We start from the raw sequence: 16,606 nt of genomic DNA, 5'->3' as shown, positions 1-16,606 counted from the left end.
ATCGCGTAGCGGTGCGCTGCTGATCCGGGGTCCAGTTCGGTGATGTATGGGTCCCGGCTCGGCGGCGCATCGCTACGCGCTGCACTGCGTCCGGGACACGAGAGAAGGCCTAAACCCCTTCCTCGTTGAACTTGCTCTCCACGAGCTCCGTAATTGCCGCCAGCGCGGCTTCGGCGTCGGTCCCTGCCGCCGCTACCGTGATCGTCGTGCCGGGCCCCGCGGCGAGCATCATCAGGCCCATGATCGAAGTGCCGCCGACGGTCTCGCCGCCGCGCGTCACCCACACCTGCGCGTCGAAGCGCTCGACCGCCTGGACGAATTTCGCCGAGGCGCGCGCATGCAGGCCGCGCTTGTTGATGATCAGAAGATCCTTGGAGATCGCGCCCGCGGGCACGCCGGTCCCGGCTTGGGGCGCCTCCTCGCTCATTTGCCGGCGAGCACGCGGCTGGCGATGGTGACGTATTTGCGGCCGGCTTCCTGCGCCATCGCGATCGCGTCGGGCAGCGATCGCTCCTCGCGCACCTTGGCGAGCTTGACCAGCATGGGCAGGTTAATGCCCGCGAGCACTTCGACCTTGGGCCGGCTCATGCAGGATATCGCGAGGTTCGACGGCGTGCCGCCGAACATGTCGGTGAGGATCGCAACGCCGTCGCCGGAATCGACGCGGTTGACCGCTTCGATGATGTCGCTTCGGCAGAGATCGGAATCATCCTCGGCGCCGATCGTGATCGCTTCGATTTGCTTTTGTGGGCCCATGACATGCTCAAGCGCCGCCTTGAATTCGTCGGCAAGGCGCCCGTGGGTCACAAGTACTAGACCAATCATCGGAAAACTCCTCGCGGGCGCTTTTGGTGCACCGCACGAACGCGCCACTTTGACCATCCAGAGCCCCCGCGCAAGAGGGGATGTTGCGTATCTCCCTGAATCTAGACGGATGGATGAGGGGAGCTGCGCCGGTCTATTCGGTCGCGATAGTGGGGTTCATATGGTTACCATTTCCCTTCAAACAATCGCCGAAGAGTTAACGGAAGGTGAACTCTTGGTAGTGGTCAAGGCCGCAACAACCAAGGGGAGGGGCGAATAGTCGCGGGGGACCGGGATTCGCGGTATTTCGACACCAGAAATGCTGGTTTTTAGGGATTCCGCCGCAGGCAGGCGCTCCGCATCCGCGGCGTGCAGATCGACCACGAGGCCGACGGTCGCATGCTCCACGAAGTCGCAGCGGCGGATTCCGAGGCCCCGGATCTCGATCAGCCCCGCCAGGCGAGGCGCGGGGCGGACCTCAATTTCATCGCCGAGTGTCGCCAGATGGACACGGTCATCACCGACCAGAACGGCCCTTTCCACAACGCCCGAGCGTCCCGCCATGATCAAATCAAAGGCAAGGCGCGACTTGCCGGAGCCCGAGGGCCCGCGGATCAGCACAGCAAAAGTCCCGACCTTGACGGCGGAGGCGTGAGCGCTGGACCCACCTTCGTTCAAACTACCTTGGCTCATAGCGCCGGCAGCCTCACCACGAAGCGCGCACCGGCAATCGTCGGAGCGCCGTCGGCGTCCGGCGGGCCTGGACGGTTCTCCGCCCAGATCCGTCCGCCATGGGCGTCGACGATCTGCTTGGAGATCGACAGGCCGAGGCCGGAGTTCTGGCCAAAGCCCTGATGCGGACGGTCGGTGTAGAAGCGCTCGAAGATGCGCTCCAGCGCGTCCTCGCGAATGCCGGGCCCGTCGTCGTCGACCACGATCTCGATTTCGGAGCGGATGCGGCGGCAGGTGAGACGCACCTTGCTGCCGCGTTCGGAGAAGGATTGCGCGTTGGAGAGCAGGTTGGAGATGACCTGTCCGAGCCGGGAATCGTGGCCGCTCACGGCGAATGTGTCGGTCGGGCTGCGGCCCTCGAAGCGCGTCTCGACCGCGACGTCGTGACCGAGCTTGGTTTCGTTGGCGACGGAGGCCAGCGTCGTCAGCAGCCGGCGCAAATCGACCGGGATCGCATCCTGGCGCTGCAGTTCGGCATCGAGGCGGCTGGCATCGGAGATGTCGGAGATCAGCCGGTCGAGCCGCTTGACGTCGTGCTCGATCACCTCGAGCAGGCGCGCGCGGCTGTTCTCGTTGCGCGCCAGCGGCAGCGTCTCGACCGCCGAGCGCAGCGAGGTCAGCGGGTTCTTCAATTCATGGGCAACGTCGGCGGCGAACATCTCGATCGCCTCGATGCGGCTGTAGAGCGCGCTGGTCATGTCGCGCAGCGCGCCGGAGAGGTGGCCGATCTCGTCGCGGCGGCGGGTGAAATCGGGAATCTCGATGCGGGCCTTGATGCGGCGGCGGACGCGTTCGGCGCTGTCGGCGAGCCGGCGCACCGGACCTGCGATCGTGCTCGCCAGCAGCAGTGACAGCATGATCATGACGGCGGCGGCGACGCCGCCGACCTTCAGGATGGCGAGGCGCTCGGCAGTGACCATCTGGTCGATGTCGTCGCCTTGCGTCGACAGCATCAAGGCCCCGTGGATCGCGCGCGAGCGCAGCACGGGGACCGCGACCGAGACGATCACCTCGCCGCGTGCATTGACCCGCACCATCGAGCGTTTCTGGCCCTGGAGGGCGTCGCCCACTTCGGCATAGCCGTTGCCGTTCTCGGGCCCGAGCTCGCGATAGAGCGGCAGGTCGCCGCGGTTCAGCCAGGTGCGCACCGCGACCTTGCCGCGCTCGATGATGCCGGGTTTCTCGGCCGGCGGCGGCAGCGGAAAGCGCAGCACGTTTTCGAGGTTGCGGCTGTCGAGCAGCAGGCTGCCGTTCGGATCGTAGATTCGGGCGCGCGTCTTGGTCGGCGAGATCAAGGTGCGCAGCACCGGCGCGACGCGCTCCGGATTGATCGGGAAGTCCAGCGGCGAATACTCGTCCGAGCCGCCATAGGTCTCGCCCGGCTTGAGGTCGAGCAGCCGCTCGGGATCGATGGTGATGGCGTTGGTCTGCACCGTGGCAGAGGCCGCGATCGCGCCGGCGATGATCTCGGCCTGCACCAGCAGGCTCTGAGCGCGGGCGTCGATCAGGCCGGCGCGGAATTGCGACAGGTACAGGATGCTCGCCACCAGCGCGACGAGGCCGGCTAGGTTGAGCGAGACGATGCGGCGGGTCAGGCTCGAGAAGGACAGCGCGAAGAAGAACTGCCCGGCGCGTTTCAGCCAGTTCAGCGGCCGGAAGCCCTGCGGCTTGTCGTCGGCAACGTGCTCCCGAACGCCGTCGGATGCGAGATCCCCGGCGTTCTGGTTAGGGTCAGGCTGCGTTCGGTCAAGCAATGCTTACGCCCGCGTTAGGACGGCCCGTGCGAAGGTTCCCCGCATCCTAGAGCGATCCTCGTCCCGATGGAACGAGAACCGGAGATGCTCTCGATCGCCGTGGAGGAGCGCCTCAGGCTTCCTTGAAACGGTAGCCCACGCCGTAGAGCGTCTCGATCATCTCGAACTCGTTGTCGACCACCTTGAACTTCTTGCGCAGCCGCTTGATGTGGCTGTCGATAGTGCGGTCGTCGACGTAGACCTGGTCGTCATAGGCGGCGTCCATCAGCGCGTTGCGGCTCTTCACCACGCCGGGCCGGGTCGCGAGCGCCTGCAGGATCAGGAATTCGGTCACGGTGAGCGTCACCGGCTCGTTCTTCCAGGTGCAGGTATGGCGCTCGGGGTCCATGCGCAGCAGGCCGCGGTCCAGCGCCTTGGCGTCGTTCTCCTTCGGCGCGACGGTCGGGTCCTTCGGCGCCGAGCGCCGCAGCACCGCCTTGACGCGCTCGACCAGCAGACGCTGCGAGAACGGTTTGCGGATGAAGTCGTCGGCGCCCATCTTGAGGCCGAACAGCTCGTCGATCTCCTCGTCCTTGGAGGTCAGGAAAATCACCGGCAGGTCGGACTTCTGCCGCAGACGGCGCAGCGTCTCCATGCCGTCCATGCGCGGCATCTTGATGTCGAGGATGGCGAGATCGGGCTGGGTGGTGCGGAAACCGTCAAGCGCGGAGGCACCGTCGGTGTACGTCATGATACGGTAGCCTTCGGCTTCCAGCGCGATCGAGACGGATGTGAGAATGTTGCGGTCGTCGTCGACCAAAGCGATTGTGGGCATGAGCCTCTCTGCTTTCTGCTTTCCGTTTGGGTCGTGGCTTGAAACGGCGAGCAATCAGTGATGCGCCGCATACATGGGTGCCGACGTGGCGTTCGAACCTTGTCACCGAGCAATGCAAGCTGGGCTGAAGTGTGACCAAGTTCCACGAAACACGGCAGATTCGCCGCGTCTCGACCCATAACCGGGCCCCGTTTACCCGAAAAAAGGCCCTCCTTGCAACCGCCTGAGCCGAGAAAGCCGATGCAACCGACCCCCGATTTCGACCCCGCAAAGCTCGCCAAATCACTGCTGAGGCGCTCCCGACAAGGGGCCCTGGCGACGCTGATGGCCGGCAGCGGCGATCCCTATTGTTCCCTGGTTAATCTGGCCAGCCATCCCGACGGCTCGCCGATCCTGTTGATCTCGCGCCTTGCCGTGCACACAAGGAACATCCTCGCGGACAGCCGGGTCTCGCTGATGCTGGACGAGCGGGCGGCGGGCGATCCGCTGGAAGGCGCCCGGATCATGCTGTCCGGCCGGGCCGAGGAGGCCGATTCCGAGAAGGATCTGCTCCAGCGACGGTATCTCAGTGCCCATCCCTCAGCAGAGGGCTTTGTTTCCTTTAAGGATTTCTCCTTCTTCCGGATCCAGCCCACGGGAACCCATCTGGTCGCCGGCTTCGGCCGGATCGTCGACCTCAAGCCCGAGCAATTCCTGACGGATCTCACCGGCGCCGAGGACCTGCTGGCAACGGAGGCGAGCGCCGTCGAGCACATGAACGCCGACCATCGCGATGCCATGAATCTCTATGCAACGAAGCTGCTCGGCGCCGCCGAGGGCGACTGGCGCTGCACCGGCTGTGACCCTGAAGGCCTCGACATGCAGGTCGGTCAGGCCGCGTTGCGGCTGGACTTTCCGGAGCGGGTGACGGATGGCACGGCGCTTCGCAAGATGCTGGTCCGCCTCGCTGGCGAAGCGCGCACGAAGGTGGACCAGGGCGCAACCGCTTGAACGCGGCTACCGATCGCCGCGACCCATGACCGTGATGGTATTTGGGCTCGCAGCGAGAGGGTCATGACGCGTCAACGTTTGGCATGGACGGCGGGTCTGGCGCTCGCCATCACCACCTTGCTGGCCACACCGGCCCTCGCGCAGAAAGGCGATCTCGCCGCACAGGGGGCGCGGATCAACGCGCTCAACCAGGCCGGCAAATATGCGGAAGCGCTGCCCCTGGCGCAGGCCATGGTCGCAAGCCTGGAGAAGGGCAATGATGGGCGCGAGCTCTCGGCCGCGCTCAACAATCTCGGCCAGGTCTATGCCGGGCAGGGCCGCGACGATCTGGCCGAGCCGGTCTACAAGCGCGCGATCGCGCTGATGGAAAAGTCGCTCGGCCTCGACACCGCCCTGATCGCACCCGAGCTGAGCAATCTGGCCGCGCTGTATCAGCGGCAGGGCCGCTTCACTGAAGCCGAGCCGCTGTTCAAGCGCGCGCTCACCGTCAGCGAAAAGAGCCTGTCGCGCGAGCATCCCGATGTCGGCCGTGCCCTCAACAACCTCGCCACGCTCTATGTGAAGCAGGAGCGCTTTGCCGAGGCCGAGCCACTGTTCCGCCGTGCGCTCGCGATTTATCAGAAAGCCGCCGGGCCCGAGCATCCCGCGGTTGCCACGGTCCTGAACAACATCGGACAGGTCGAGCGCGACCTCAATCGCGACGCCGATGCCGAGGCGCCGATCAAGCGCTCCCTCGCGATCCGTGAAAAGGTGCTGGGGCCTGAACATCCCGATGTCGCGCGCTCGCTCAACAATCTCGCCGGGCTCTATCAGCACCAGCAGCGTTATGCCGATGCCGAGCTGCTCTATCGCCGCGCGCTGGTGATCCGCGAACGTGCGCTCGGGCCCGATCACCCTGATGTCGCGACCTCGACCAGCAATCTCGCCGATTTCCTGCAGGCGGCGGGACGGACGGCGGACGCCCTGCCGTTCGCGCAGAAGACGCTCGCGGCCAATCGTGCGCAGCTGCGTGTCGTGCTGCCGATCCTGTTCGCGGCACGGCAGCAATCGCTGCTGGCGAGCGAAAAGGCTCTCGACGATGCGCTCGGTGCGATCCAGCGCGGCACGCAATCCTCTGCCGCTTCTGCCGTGAACAAGCTTGCGGTGCGGCTCGCCGCCGGCAGCGACCGGCTCGCCGAGCTCGTGCGCAAGGATCAGGATCTTGCGGCAGAGTCCGAAGCGCTCGACAAGGCGATCATCGCCGCGGTGTCGAAGCCATCGGCCCAGCGCGACGTCGCGGCCGAGCAGCGCAGCCGCGCGCGGATCGCGGCGATCACGAGCGCGCGCAACGGATTACAGAAGACACTCGCGGTCGAGTTTCCCGACTATTCCTCGCTCTCCAACCCGCTGCCGCTGACCGTGAAGGACATCCAGCCGCTGCTGGCGTCCGACGAGGCGATGGTGATCTATTCCGTCGTCGACAGGCGGAGCTATGTCGTCGCGATCACGCGCGAGAGCGTCGATTGGAAGGAGATTCCGCTCGACGCGGACGCGGTCACACAGAAGGTCACGGCCTTCCGCAGGGGGCTCGATGTCGGCAAGGCGCGCGATGCATCCGGCAAATCGGGATTGTTCGACCTTGGCCTTGCCAACGAGCTCTATGTCGCGCTGCTCGGCCCGGTCGAGGCGCTGACGAAGGACAAGCGCAACCTGCTGGTCGTGCCGTCGGCGGCGTTGACCGCATTGCCGTTTCATCTCTTGGTCACGGAGAAGCCGCAGGCGGCGATCCCGGACAACCTCGAAGGCTATCGCAGTGCTGCCTGGCTGCTGCGGCGCCAGGCGATCTCGGTGCTGCCGTCGGTGATCAGCCTGAAATCGCTGCGCGCTTTTGCGCGCAAGGATCAAAGCATCAAGCCGATGACCGGTTTCGGCGATCCCGTGTTCAACCCTGCCGCCGAAGGGCCTGCCGATCGGCGCGCCGCGAGCGGCAAGGTCGCCGCACGCAGCATCGCGACGATCGCCTATGCCGACTTCTGGCGCGGGGCAGGCGTTGATCGTGCGCGCCTGGCGCAGGCACTGCCGCAGCTGCCCGATACCGCCGATGAGTTGAACGCGGTGGCGAGGGACGTCGGCGCTGCCGAGGCCGACATCCATCTCGGCCGCGACGCCAGCGAAACGACGCTCAAGCGTGCAGCGCTTGCCCAATACGGCATCATCTACTTTGCCACTCACGGCCTCGTTGCCGGCGATGTCAAGGGGTTGGGGGAGCCCTCGCTTGCGCTCTCCATCCCCGACCAGGCGACGGAACTCGACGATGGTCTTCTCACCGCGAGCGAAGTGGCCCAGCTCAAGCTCAATGCCGATTGGGTTGTGCTGTCCGCCTGCAACACCATCGCCGGCGACAAGCCCGGTGCCGAGGCGTTGTCGGGATTGGCGCGCTCGTTCTTCTACGCAGGTGCCCGCGCGCTGTTGGTGTCGCATTGGGCGGTGGATTCGGAGGCTGCGACCCGCTTGACCACATCGACGTTCGAGCTGCTCAAGAACGAACCGAAGCTCGGTCGTGCCGAAGCCTTGCGCCGCGCGATGTTAACCTATCTCGATGACACCTCGTCGCCACGCAACGCTTATCCCGCGATGTGGGGACCGTTCGCGCTGATCGGCGAGGGTGAGGTAAGATAGGGCGTTGGCGCAGCGATTGTGCGACGCAATAACCTGACATAACGCGCAAACGTGCATTTGGTTGCGCGATCATCCGCACTTTCTCGATGCAGTCATTCAGAGCTGACATGCGCGACGTTTGGCGCGGTCCTTGAATAAACCAAATCCTGCGGGATCAGCTTGGCAACGCCAGCGTTCATCAGTATTAGGTCGTTCAGCTGAGGCCGAACGGCCCATATTGATGGTGATCGCGACGGCGCCAAACTTGGCCGCGCTTGATGTCGCGGGTTCTAGGAGGATTTTTCGTGCAAGAGACGGGCGTGCGCAACGGTGCCTTCGGCGCCGACAAATTCGGCTTAAAGAATCTCAATCAGGTTCACTGGAACCTGGGTGCGCCGCAACTCTATCAATACTCGCTCGCAGCGGGCGAGGCGGTGCTCTCCGCCGATGGCGCGCTCTGTGCCGACACCGGCGAGTTCACCGGGCGCAGCCCCAAGGACAAGTTCACGGTGCGCGACGCCGCCACCGACAAGAAGATGTGGTGGGCCGGCAACCAGTCGATCACCGCAGAGCAGTTCGAGACGCTCTACCAGGATTTCCTCAAGCACGCCGAAGGCAAGCGCCTGTTCGCGCAGGATCTCTATGGCGGCGCCGATCCGGCGTACCGGATCAAGACGCGCGTCTTCACCGAGCTCGCTTGGCACTCGCTCTTCATCCGCACCCTGCTGATCCGCCCCGAGGCGATCGAGCTGTCGACCTTCGTGCCGGAGCTTACCATCATCGATATGCCGAGCTTCCGCGCCGACCCTAAACGCCATGGCTGCCGCTCGGAGAACGTGGTTGCGATCGATTTCGCCCGCAAGATCGTCCTGATCGGCGGGTCTTATTATGCCGGCGAGATGAAGAAGTCGGTCTTCACCACGCTGAACTATTATCTGCCCGAGCGCGGCGTGATGCCGATGCACTGCTCGGCGAACGTCGGCCCCAAGGGTGACACCGCGATCTTCTTCGGCCTGTCGGGCACCGGCAAGACCACACTGTCGGCCGATCCCAACCGTACTTTGATCGGCGACGACGAGCACGGCTGGGGCCCGAACGGCGTCTTCAATTTCGAAGGCGGCTGCTACGCCAAGTGCATCAAGCTCTCGAAGGAAGCCGAGCCCGAGATCTATGCCGCCTCGACCCGCTTCGGCGCGGTGCTCGAGAACTGCGTGCTCGACGAGGACACCCGCGTCGTCGATTTCGACGACGGCTCCAAGACCGAGAACACGCGTTCGGCCTATCCGCTCGACTTCATCCCCAACGCCTCGCGCACCGGCCGCGCGCCGCAGCCGAAGAACGTGGTGATGCTGGCGGCCGACGCCTTCGGCGTGCTGCCGCCGATCGCCAAGCTCTCGCCGGCGCAGGCGATGTATCACTTCCTCTCCGGCTACACCGCCAAAGTCGCCGGCACCGAGCGCGGCCTCGGCAACGAGCCGCAGCCGGAATTTTCGACCTGCTTCGGCTCGCCCTTCCTCCCGCTCGATCCATCCGTCTACGGCAACATGCTGCGCGGCCTCATCGCCCAGCACAATGTCGATTGCTGGCTGGTCAACACGGGCTGGACCGGCGGCAAGTATGGTGTCGGCTCGCGCATGCCGATCAAGGTGACGCGCGCGCTGCTCACCGCCGCGCTCGACGGCTCGCTTCGCAACGTCGAATTCCGCACCGACAAGTATTTCGGCTTTGCGGTCCCGACCGCGCTGCCCGGCATGCCCAGCGAAATCCTCAACCCGGTCAACACCTGGAAGGACAAGGACGAGTTCGACAAGACCGCCCGCGCGCTGGTCGGCATGTTCCAGAAGAACTTCGCCAAGTTCGAAGCCCAGGTCGACGCCGAGGTCCGCGCCGCCGCGCCGGACGTGAAGCTCGCGGCGGAGTAAGGTCCTTCGTATGAAATGCAAAAGGGCGGCCGAAAGGCCGCCCTTTTTGTTTTTTCCTTCTCCCCTTGCGGGAGAAGGTGGCGCGAAGCGCCGGATGAGGGGTTCTATCCGCGAGTTCAGTTGTAAGAGAGGTGCGCGCGGAGAGAACCCCTCACCCGTCTCGTCGCTTCGCCATAGCCGATGCAAAACATCGGCGTTCTTAAGAACGGCGGCCAAAGGCCGCCTATGCCACCCTCTCCCACAAGGGGAGAGGGAAGAGCAGCTACGCCTTGAAATACGCGATCTGCGTCGTGGTCGCGAGCAGACGGCCGTTCGGCGACCACAGCTCGCCATTCTGGTCGGCGTAGCTCTTGTGCATGATCTTCGAATCCGCCGTCGCCAGCACGCGCGTGATGTCTTCAGCCGCGAGCTCCTCGGCGTCGGTGTGGAAATAGGTCGTCAGCGACACCGTGCCGAACGGCACCAGCTCGCGCCGGGCGTGGAAGATGCGGCCGAAGAAGGCGTCCGACATCGACATCAACGACAGCATGTCGAGCTTGCGCGGCGTGCGGTCGCTGATCCAGATCTTCGAGTAAGTGCTGGCGGGCTCGGCCTGCGGCGGGCCGACCCGCATCTCGCCCTCGACGAAGCGGAATTCGTATTGGTTGGCCCACGACGCTGAGATTTTTGGGAACGGCAGCGTCTCCTCGAACGGCTTTGCATCCGGGTATTGCGCCACCCGGTGCTCCCAGGACAGGCGCCGCTCGGCGAATACCGCGGTGGCGAGCGTTGCGACCTCGCCGCCGCCCTGGCTGAGCTCGACACTCCAGTGCTGGCTGGAGCGGTTGGCTTTGACCAGCCGCACGTCGAGATCGAACGGACCCTTGGTGATCGGCGCGCAGAAATTGACGGTCAGCGCCAGCGGATCGCCGGCGGCTTGCGGATGCTCGATCAACGCGCGCAGAATCGTCGCGGCGGTGGCGCCGCCGAACGGGCCGACAAAGGCCCAGTAATCGTCGCTGGTGTGTCCCTGCCAGCTGGAGTCACCGGCGGTGACGCGCGTGGCTTCGTCGAAGGGATGCGGGAGCTTGGCGTGCATTTGCGTTTCCGTCTGTCGTTCCGGGGCGATGCGACGGGACCGCGTAGCGCGTCCCAGAGCAGCGAACCCGGAAGCTCGAGATTCCGGGTTCGGCTCTGCGAGCCGCCCCGGAATGACGGTCGTCATATCACAGCCGTTGCCTGTCAGTGCAATAACCTCGCAGGTAACGCCGCTTCCACCTCGCGGAAAATCAGCCCGCGGCGTCGCGCAGGTTCGGCAGCAGCGGCGTGGTCGGATTGACCGGCACGTTCCAGATCTCCTCGGCATATTCGCGGATGGTGCGGTCCGAGGAGAACCAGGCCATCCGCGCCACGTTGAGGATCGAGGCGCGCGTCCAGGCCGGCGTCACCTGCCAGCGCGCATCGACCGCGCGTTGCGTCTCGTAATAGGAATCGAAATCAGCGCTGACCATGTAGTGGTCGAGATAACGCAGCGCGTGCGCGATGGATTCGAAGCGGCCGGGATCGCCGGGCGAGAACTCGCCGGCGCCGATCGCGTTGATGGCGCGCTGCAGCTTCGGCGACTTGCGGATCACGTCCGAGGCATCCAGCCCCTGCTTGCGGCGGATCATCACGTCGCCGGCCTCCATGCCGAAGATCGCGATGTTCTCCGCGCCGACATGGTCGCGGATCTCGATATTGGCGCCGTCGAGCGTGCCAATGGTGACGGCGCCGTTCAGCGCCAGCTTCATGTTGCCGGTGCCGGAGGCTTCCATGCCGGCAGTCGAGATCTGCTCGGACAGGTCGGCGGCGGGAATGATCACCTCGGCGAGGCTGACATTGTAGTCGGGCAGGAACACGACCTTGAGCTTGCCGCCGATCGCGGGATCGTTGTTGACGATGTCGGCGACGTCGTTGATCAGCTTGATGATCAGCTTGGCGTAGCGATAGCTCGCCGCCGCCTTGCCGGCGAAGATCTTCACCCGCGGCACCCAATCGCCGTTGGGCTCGTCCTTGATCGCCTGGTACAGCGCGACCGTCTCGATGATGTTGAGCAGCTGGCGCTTGTACTCGTGGATGCGCTTGATCTGGACGTCGAACAATGCGCTCGGGTCGACCCTGATGCCGAGCCGTTCGCCGATCAGGCGGGCGAGCTGGGTCTTGTTGTGGTGCTTGACGCTGCGGAACTTCTTCTGGAATTCGACGTCGCTGGCGCGCGCTTCGATCAGCGAGAGCTGGGTCGGATCGTCCAGCACGGCATCGCCGCAGGTCTCGCGCAACAAATCGGTCAGCTTCGGGTTCGCCAGCATCAGCCAGCGCCGGAAGGTGATGCCGTTGGTCTTGTTGGTGATGCGGCCGGGATAGAGATGGTTGAGGTCATGGAACACGGTCTCGCGCATCAGGTCCGAATGCATCGCCGAGACCCCGTTGATGCGGTGCGAGCCGACGAAGGCGAGCTGGCCCATGCGCACGCGGCGGCCGCTCTTCTCGTCGATCAGCGAGACCGAGGCGCGGAAGTCGATGTCGCCGGGGCAGCGCGCTTCGGCGAGCGCCAGATGCTGCACGTTGATGCGGTAGATGATCTCCAGATGCCGCGGCAACAGCCGCTCGAACAGCTCGACCGGCCAGGTCTCCAGCGCCTCCGGCAGCAGCGTGTGGTTGGTGTAGGAGAGGGTGGCGACCGTGATCTTCCAGGCCTCGTCCCAGCGGAAATTGTGGAGGTCGACCAGGATGCGCATCAGCTCGGTGACGGCAAGGCTCGGATGGGTGTCGTTGAGCTGCACCGCGACCTTGTTCGACAGGCTGCGCAGCTGGCCGTCAGACGACAGATGCCGCTTGACCAGATCCTGGAGCGAGGCCGAGACGAAGAAATATTCCTGGCGCAGCCGCAGCTCGCGGCCCGCCGGGCTTTCATCATTGGGATAGAGGAATTTGCAGATCGCCTCCGCGCGCGCCTGCTCGGCGCTGGCGCTGACGTAGTCGCCGTTGTTGAAGGCGTCGAGCTTGAGCGGATCGGGCGAGCGCGCCGACCACAGCCGCAGCGCATTGACGTGCTGGCCGCGCCAGCCGACGATCGGCGTGTCATAGGCGATCGCCTGCACGGTCTCAGCAGGATGCCAGATCGCGCGGTCGCGGCCCTTGTCGTCGACATGCTCGACGCCGCCGCCGAAATAGACGTCGTAGATCACCTCGGGCCGCTGCAATTCCCAGGGATTGCCGAAGCTCAGCCATTCGTCGGGATATTCCTGCTGCCAGCCCTGATTGATGATCTGGCGGAACAGGCCGTAATCGTAGCGGATGCCGTAGCCGATTGCGGGGATCGACAGCGTCGCCATGCTCTCCATGAAGCAGGCGGCAAGCCGGCCGAGGCCGCCATTGCCGAGCGCCGCATCCGGCTCGCATTTGCGCAGCTCCGGCAGCGAGACGCCGAGATCGCCGAGCGCGACCTCGAAGATCTTGAGCAGGCCCATGTTGTTGAGCGCGTCGGTGAAGAGCCGGCCGATCAGGAATTCGAGCGAGAGATAATAGACGCGCTTGCGCCCCGCATCGTAGCTGTGCTTCTCGGCCGTGAGCCAGCGATGCACGATGCGGTCGCGCAGCGCGAGCGCCGCGGCCTGGTACCAGTCGTGTCTGGTGGCCATGCCGGCGTCCTTGCCGATGGCAAGGCGCAGCTTTGCCAGGATCGCGCCCTTGATCTCGGCCAGCGCGAGTTCGTCGATGGGCTGCCCGGGGGCCGGAAAACTGGGCTGGAACGATGAATCCTGCAAAGCCGTCACTTCCTAGGTCGAAGAGCTCTCACCACTCTACGCGTCCTGCCCTTGCACCGGAACCGTCGCCCGTGTGGCCGTGCACGGCGCTGGCGCGAATTTATGCAAGGAATGGGCCGAGTTGGGAACCCGGACGAGCACGGAGAAACCCGGATTCGGTGCTAGATTACGAAAGATTCAGCCATCAGTGTGGAGGAGAGCACCCGTGAGACTGCTGATCGAAATCGCCACTGCGGCCCTGCTCGTCACCTGCATCAGCGCCACCAGCGCGGCGTTTGCCGCCGGCAAAACCGGTCGCAGCGCCGACGGCCTCGTTTGTGGCTTCACGGTGCCGCAGAATGCGTCGCCCGCATCCCGCTGCGCTGCGATCAAGCGCCAATGCGGCGGCAAGTTCTACGCAAGCGCGTGCGGTGCCAAATTGATGTCCGCAACAAATTGAGAGCCGTCCGAGCTCCGGCGAGCTCAAGCCGCCTTGCTCTGCACCGCATCGCAAAACTCCGCGAGACGGTCCGCAAGCCGCAGCGTCGCCGGGCTCGCATCCGGCGAAGCCATCAGTGCGACCTCGGTCCTGTTGATCGGCGCAAAGCCGTCCTTTGCCGTCAGCACGCGGTGGTCGGACTGGATCGACATCTCCGACAGGATGCTGAGGCCCATGCCGGCCGCGACCGCGGCCTGGATGCCGGCGAGGCTCGATGAGGTGTAGGCGGTGTGCCAGGCGCGGCCCGCACTTTCCAGCGCATGGATGGCCCCGGCGCGATAGATGCAGCCGAGCGGAAAGCCGATCAGCGGCACCGACGGCACGTTCACGTCGACCGGATGGCTCTTGCTGGTGACCCAGTGCACCCGCTCGGGCCACACCGCGATCGCGTCCTTCGCGCCGGCTTCGCGCTTGTAGAGCGCAAGATCGAGCTCGCCGCGTTCGAGATCGCGGGCGAGATGCTTGCTCTGGTCGGCGCGCACGTCCAGCCGCAACCCCGGATGCGAGCGCGAGAATGCGCCCAGCAGTTTTGCCAAGCGGTAGGCCGCAAAATCCTCGGGGATGCCGAGCCGGATCGCGCCTTCGCTGCCCGGCTGGCGCAACACGTCGCGCGCCTCCTCGGCGAGCGTGAGCAACCGCCGCGCATAGGACAGCAGCCGCTCGCCGGCCTCGGTCGGACGCACGTCCTTGCCGTCGCGGTGCAGCAGCACCTGACCGATATCCTCCTCCAGCCGCTTGATTTGCTGGCTCACGGTCGATTGCGTGCGGTGGACGCGCTCGCCGGCGCGGGTGAAGCCGCCGGCCTCGACCACCGAGACGAAGCTGCGCAGGAGCTCCAGATCGAGCATGGCCGCCTCCATTCGAAAATCCACTTGTATGGAGTTAATCATTTAATTTCCAAATGACAAGCGTCCTACCCTAGATCGAGGGCAGAACAGAAAACATCCGAGAATGCCCCTCATGTCGCTCGCCAGCTCGCTTCCCGCCCCGCGCAGCCGCTTCAATACATTGCCGCTCGCGATCGGCCTGTTCTGCCTGCTCTGGAGCTACGCCTTCGTCGCCGGCAAGATCGGCGTGACCCATTGCCCGCCGCTGATCCTGCTCGCGGCGCGCTTCTCGCTCGCGGGCATCCTGATCCTGGGTGCCACGTTGATCCGCGGCGAAGCCTGGTCGTTGTCGTGGCGCGATGCCGCGATCTTCTCGGTGCTCGGCATCGCCAACAACGCGCTTTATCTCGGGCTCGGCTATACCGGCCTGCAATCGGTCTCGGCCGGCCTCGGTGGCCTGATCGTCTCCGCCAATCCCGTGTTCACGGCGGCGCTCGCCGCGCTTCTGCTCGGCGAAGGCATGACCTGGCGCAAGGCGAGCGGCCTCTTGCTCGGCATCATCGGCGTGACCGCAATCGTCTGGCATCGCCTGTCGGTCGGCACCGATTCCCTGCATGGCATCGTCTTCACGCTGGCCTCGCTCGCTTCCATCGTTTCAGGCACCATCCTGTTCAAGCTGCTGGCGCCGAAGGGATCCCTGTGGATCGGCAATGGCGTGCAGAACCTCGCTGCCGGCATCGTGCTGGCGCCGGTCGCGCTCATCTTCGCCGATGTCGACGCGATCGACTATACGCCGAGCCTGATCGGCGCCTTTGCCTTTCTCGTGCTCGGCGGCTCGATCCTCGCTTATTGGCTCTGGTTTCATCTCCTGAAGGTGTGTGGCGCCAGCGCCGCCAGCGCCTATCATTTCCTGATGCCGCCGCTCGGCATGCTGTTCGCGTTCCTCGTGCTCGGCGAGCACATCGAGGCGCGCGACCTGCTCGGCATCATTCCGGTCGCGCTCGGCATCTATCTGGTGACGCGGCCGGCAAAGCCTGCCTCATAACAGGAGTACATCATGTCCGTTTCCATCACACTGATCGGCGGCCCCACCGCGCTGATCGAGATCGATGGCTTCCGCCTGCTCACCGATCCGACCTTCGATGCGCCCGGTGCCTATCAACTCCCGCATGTGAAGCTGGAGAAGACGATCGGGCCTGCCATGAGGCCTGATGCGATCGGCCCGGTCGATGCAGTGCTGCTCAGCCACGACCAGCACTCCGACAATCTGGATAATTCCGGCCGCGACTATCTCTTCAAGGTCAAGCGCGTGCTGACGACCGAGGCGGGCGCAAAGCGCCTTGGCGGACATGTCGAGGGCCTTGCGCCCTGGGCCAGTGCCCGTCTTGACGATGGCAAGGGCAACATCCTCACGATCACCGCGACGCCAGCGCGCCACGGACCGGCCGGTATCGAGCCGCTGTCAGGCGATGTCATCGGCTTCGTGGTGTCGTCGAGCCGCAAGGATACGCGTCCGGTCTATATCAGCGGGGACACCACGTGGTTTGACGGCGTCGCCGAGGTCGCGCGCCGCTTCAAGTGCGGCGTGGTGCTGCCCTTCGCGGGCGCGGCGCAAACGCGCGGGCCATTCCATCTCACCATGGACACCAACGACACCATCGAGACCGCGCGCGCCTTTCCCGATGCCATGATCGTGCCGCTGCATACCGAAGGCTGGGCGCATTTCCGCCAGAACAGCGAGGATTTGCGCAAGACCTTCGACGCGCTCGGCTTCGGCCCGCGGCTGCGCCTGCTGGAGCCAGGCGTGCGGACGGTGATCGAGGCGACGTAGCCCTGCCGTCATTCCGGGGCGACGCGAAGCGT

At 65.1% G+C, this 16,606-nt stretch carries 14 protein-coding genes; 6 read left to right on the top strand and 8 right to left on the bottom strand.

What is annotated here, in order from left to right; genetic code table 11:
• Positions 1–109: 109 nt before the first annotated feature.
• The 5 genes from HZZ13_RS13715 to HZZ13_RS13695 all read right to left on the bottom strand — a co-directional run bounded on the left by HZZ13_RS13715 (position 110) and on the right by HZZ13_RS13695 (position 4,104).
• Positions 110–427, bottom strand: a complete 318-nt coding sequence (locus tag HZZ13_RS13715) for an HPr family phosphocarrier protein (protein WP_025032552.1) — start codon at positions 425–427, stop codon at positions 110–112.
• Positions 424–825, bottom strand: coding sequence for a PTS sugar transporter subunit IIA (locus tag HZZ13_RS13710; protein ID WP_024339151.1), 402 nt, complete (start codon positions 823–825; stop codon positions 424–426). Before HZZ13_RS13710 ends, HZZ13_RS13715 begins: the two co-directional genes overlap by 4 nt.
• Positions 826–1,002: 177 nt before the next feature.
• Positions 1,003–1,497, bottom strand: a complete 495-nt coding sequence (locus tag HZZ13_RS13705; RefSeq protein WP_246504403.1) for an HPr kinase/phosphorylase — start codon at positions 1,495–1,497, stop codon at positions 1,003–1,005.
• Entirely contained in the window at positions 1,494–3,290 is a 1,797-nt protein-coding gene (locus HZZ13_RS13700) for a sensor histidine kinase (RefSeq protein ID WP_197960099.1), read from the bottom strand. The genes HZZ13_RS13705 and HZZ13_RS13700 overlap by 4 nt, the downstream gene beginning before the upstream one ends.
• A gap of 112 nt (positions 3,291–3,402) precedes the next feature.
• Positions 3,403–4,104 carry a response regulator transcription factor gene (locus HZZ13_RS13695; RefSeq protein ID WP_008542552.1) on the bottom strand — a complete coding sequence of 234 codons (702 nt, stop codon included), beginning with the start codon at positions 4,102–4,104 and terminating at the stop codon, positions 3,403–3,405.
• 240 nt (positions 4,105–4,344) lie between these two features.
• Between HZZ13_RS13695 and HZZ13_RS13690 the strand changes: the two genes are divergently transcribed.
• The 3 genes from HZZ13_RS13690 to HZZ13_RS13680 all read left to right on the top strand — a co-directional run bounded on the left by HZZ13_RS13690 (position 4,345) and on the right by HZZ13_RS13680 (position 9,653).
• On the top strand, positions 4,345–5,094 hold the full coding sequence (locus HZZ13_RS13690) for a HugZ family pyridoxamine 5'-phosphate oxidase (RefSeq protein WP_197960098.1): 750 nt from the start codon (positions 4,345–4,347) through the stop codon (positions 5,092–5,094).
• 63 nt (positions 5,095–5,157) lie between these two features.
• Entirely contained in the window at positions 5,158–7,752 is a 2,595-nt protein-coding gene (locus HZZ13_RS13685) for a CHAT domain-containing tetratricopeptide repeat protein (RefSeq protein WP_197960097.1), read from the top strand.
• Between the two features lie 284 nt (positions 7,753–8,036).
• Positions 8,037–9,653, top strand: coding sequence for a phosphoenolpyruvate carboxykinase (locus HZZ13_RS13680; protein WP_197960096.1), 1,617 nt, complete (start codon positions 8,037–8,039; stop codon positions 9,651–9,653).
• A 262-nt stretch (positions 9,654–9,915) separates the two neighbouring features.
• Here HZZ13_RS13680 and HZZ13_RS13675 read toward each other — a convergent pair whose 3' ends face one another.
• Both HZZ13_RS13675 and HZZ13_RS13670 read right to left on the bottom strand, forming a co-directional pair.
• On the bottom strand, positions 9,916–10,731 hold the full coding sequence (locus HZZ13_RS13675; protein ID WP_197960095.1) for an acyl-CoA thioesterase: 816 nt from the start codon (positions 10,729–10,731) through the stop codon (positions 9,916–9,918).
• Positions 10,732–10,921: 190 nt separating this feature from the next.
• The gene (locus HZZ13_RS13670) at positions 10,922–13,438 is read right to left on the bottom strand and encodes a glycogen/starch/alpha-glucan phosphorylase (RefSeq protein WP_197960094.1); all 2,517 of its coding nucleotides are present in this window, start codon (positions 13,436–13,438) and stop codon (positions 10,922–10,924) included.
• Positions 13,439–13,643: 205 nt separating this feature from the next.
• Between HZZ13_RS13670 and HZZ13_RS13665 the strand changes: the two genes are divergently transcribed.
• A complete protein-coding gene (locus HZZ13_RS13665; RefSeq protein ID WP_197960093.1) occupies positions 13,644–13,877 on the top strand; it encodes a hypothetical protein in 234 nt (77 codons plus the stop codon).
• A 23-nt stretch (positions 13,878–13,900) separates the two neighbouring features.
• Here HZZ13_RS13665 and HZZ13_RS13660 read toward each other — a convergent pair whose 3' ends face one another.
• Positions 13,901–14,764, bottom strand: coding sequence for a LysR family transcriptional regulator (locus tag HZZ13_RS13660; protein ID WP_197960092.1), 864 nt, complete (start codon positions 14,762–14,764; stop codon positions 13,901–13,903).
• 112 nt (positions 14,765–14,876) lie between these two features.
• Here HZZ13_RS13660 and HZZ13_RS13655 point away from each other — a divergent pair, with 112 nt between their 5' ends.
• Together HZZ13_RS13655 and HZZ13_RS13650 are read left to right on the top strand one after the other, a co-directional pair.
• Positions 14,877–15,788 (top strand): DMT family transporter, encoded by a 912-nt coding sequence (locus tag HZZ13_RS13655; protein WP_197960091.1) that lies wholly within the window; start codon positions 14,877–14,879, stop codon positions 15,786–15,788.
• 12 nt (positions 15,789–15,800) lie between these two features.
• Positions 15,801–16,574, top strand: a complete 774-nt coding sequence (locus HZZ13_RS13650; protein WP_197960090.1) for an MBL fold metallo-hydrolase — start codon at positions 15,801–15,803, stop codon at positions 16,572–16,574.
• Positions 16,575–16,606: the final 32 nt, after the last annotated feature.

Origin of the sequence: Bradyrhizobium agreste (assembly GCF_016031625.1) — a bacterium.
Classification (GTDB): domain Bacteria; phylum Pseudomonadota; class Alphaproteobacteria; order Rhizobiales; family Xanthobacteraceae; genus Bradyrhizobium; species Bradyrhizobium agreste.
Note: the sequence above shows the minus strand (reverse complement) of the source record. Positions and strands in the feature narration are given on the sequence as shown.

What these genes read in the sequence shown, in the direction of transcription:
- HZZ13_RS13715 (WP_025032552.1), bottom strand. Translation starts at nt 427, where the DNA reads ATGAGCGAGGAGGCGCCCCAAGCCGGGACCGGCGTGCCCGCGGGCGCG.
- HZZ13_RS13675 (WP_197960095.1), bottom strand. Translation starts at nt 10,731, where the DNA reads ATGCACGCCAAGCTCCCGCATCCCTTCGACGAAGCCACGCGCGTCACC.
- HZZ13_RS13650 (WP_197960090.1), top strand. Translation starts at nt 15,801, where the DNA reads ATGTCCGTTTCCATCACACTGATCGGCGGCCCCACCGCGCTGATCGAG.
- HZZ13_RS13685 (WP_197960097.1), top strand. Translation starts at nt 5,158, where the DNA reads ATGACGCGTCAACGTTTGGCATGGACGGCGGGTCTGGCGCTCGCCATC.
- HZZ13_RS13695 (WP_008542552.1), bottom strand. Translation starts at nt 4,104, where the DNA reads ATGCCCACAATCGCTTTGGTCGACGACGACCGCAACATTCTCACATCC.
- HZZ13_RS13655 (WP_197960091.1), top strand. Translation starts at nt 14,877, where the DNA reads ATGTCGCTCGCCAGCTCGCTTCCCGCCCCGCGCAGCCGCTTCAATACA.
- HZZ13_RS13705 (WP_246504403.1), bottom strand. Translation starts at nt 1,497, where the DNA reads ATGAGCCAAGGTAGTTTGAACGAAGGTGGGTCCAGCGCTCACGCCTCC.
- HZZ13_RS13710 (WP_024339151.1), bottom strand. Translation starts at nt 825, where the DNA reads ATGATTGGTCTAGTACTTGTGACCCACGGGCGCCTTGCCGACGAATTC.
- HZZ13_RS13660 (WP_197960092.1), bottom strand. Translation starts at nt 14,764, where the DNA reads ATGCTCGATCTGGAGCTCCTGCGCAGCTTCGTCTCGGTGGTCGAGGCC.
- HZZ13_RS13690 (WP_197960098.1), top strand. Translation starts at nt 4,345, where the DNA reads ATGCAACCGACCCCCGATTTCGACCCCGCAAAGCTCGCCAAATCACTG.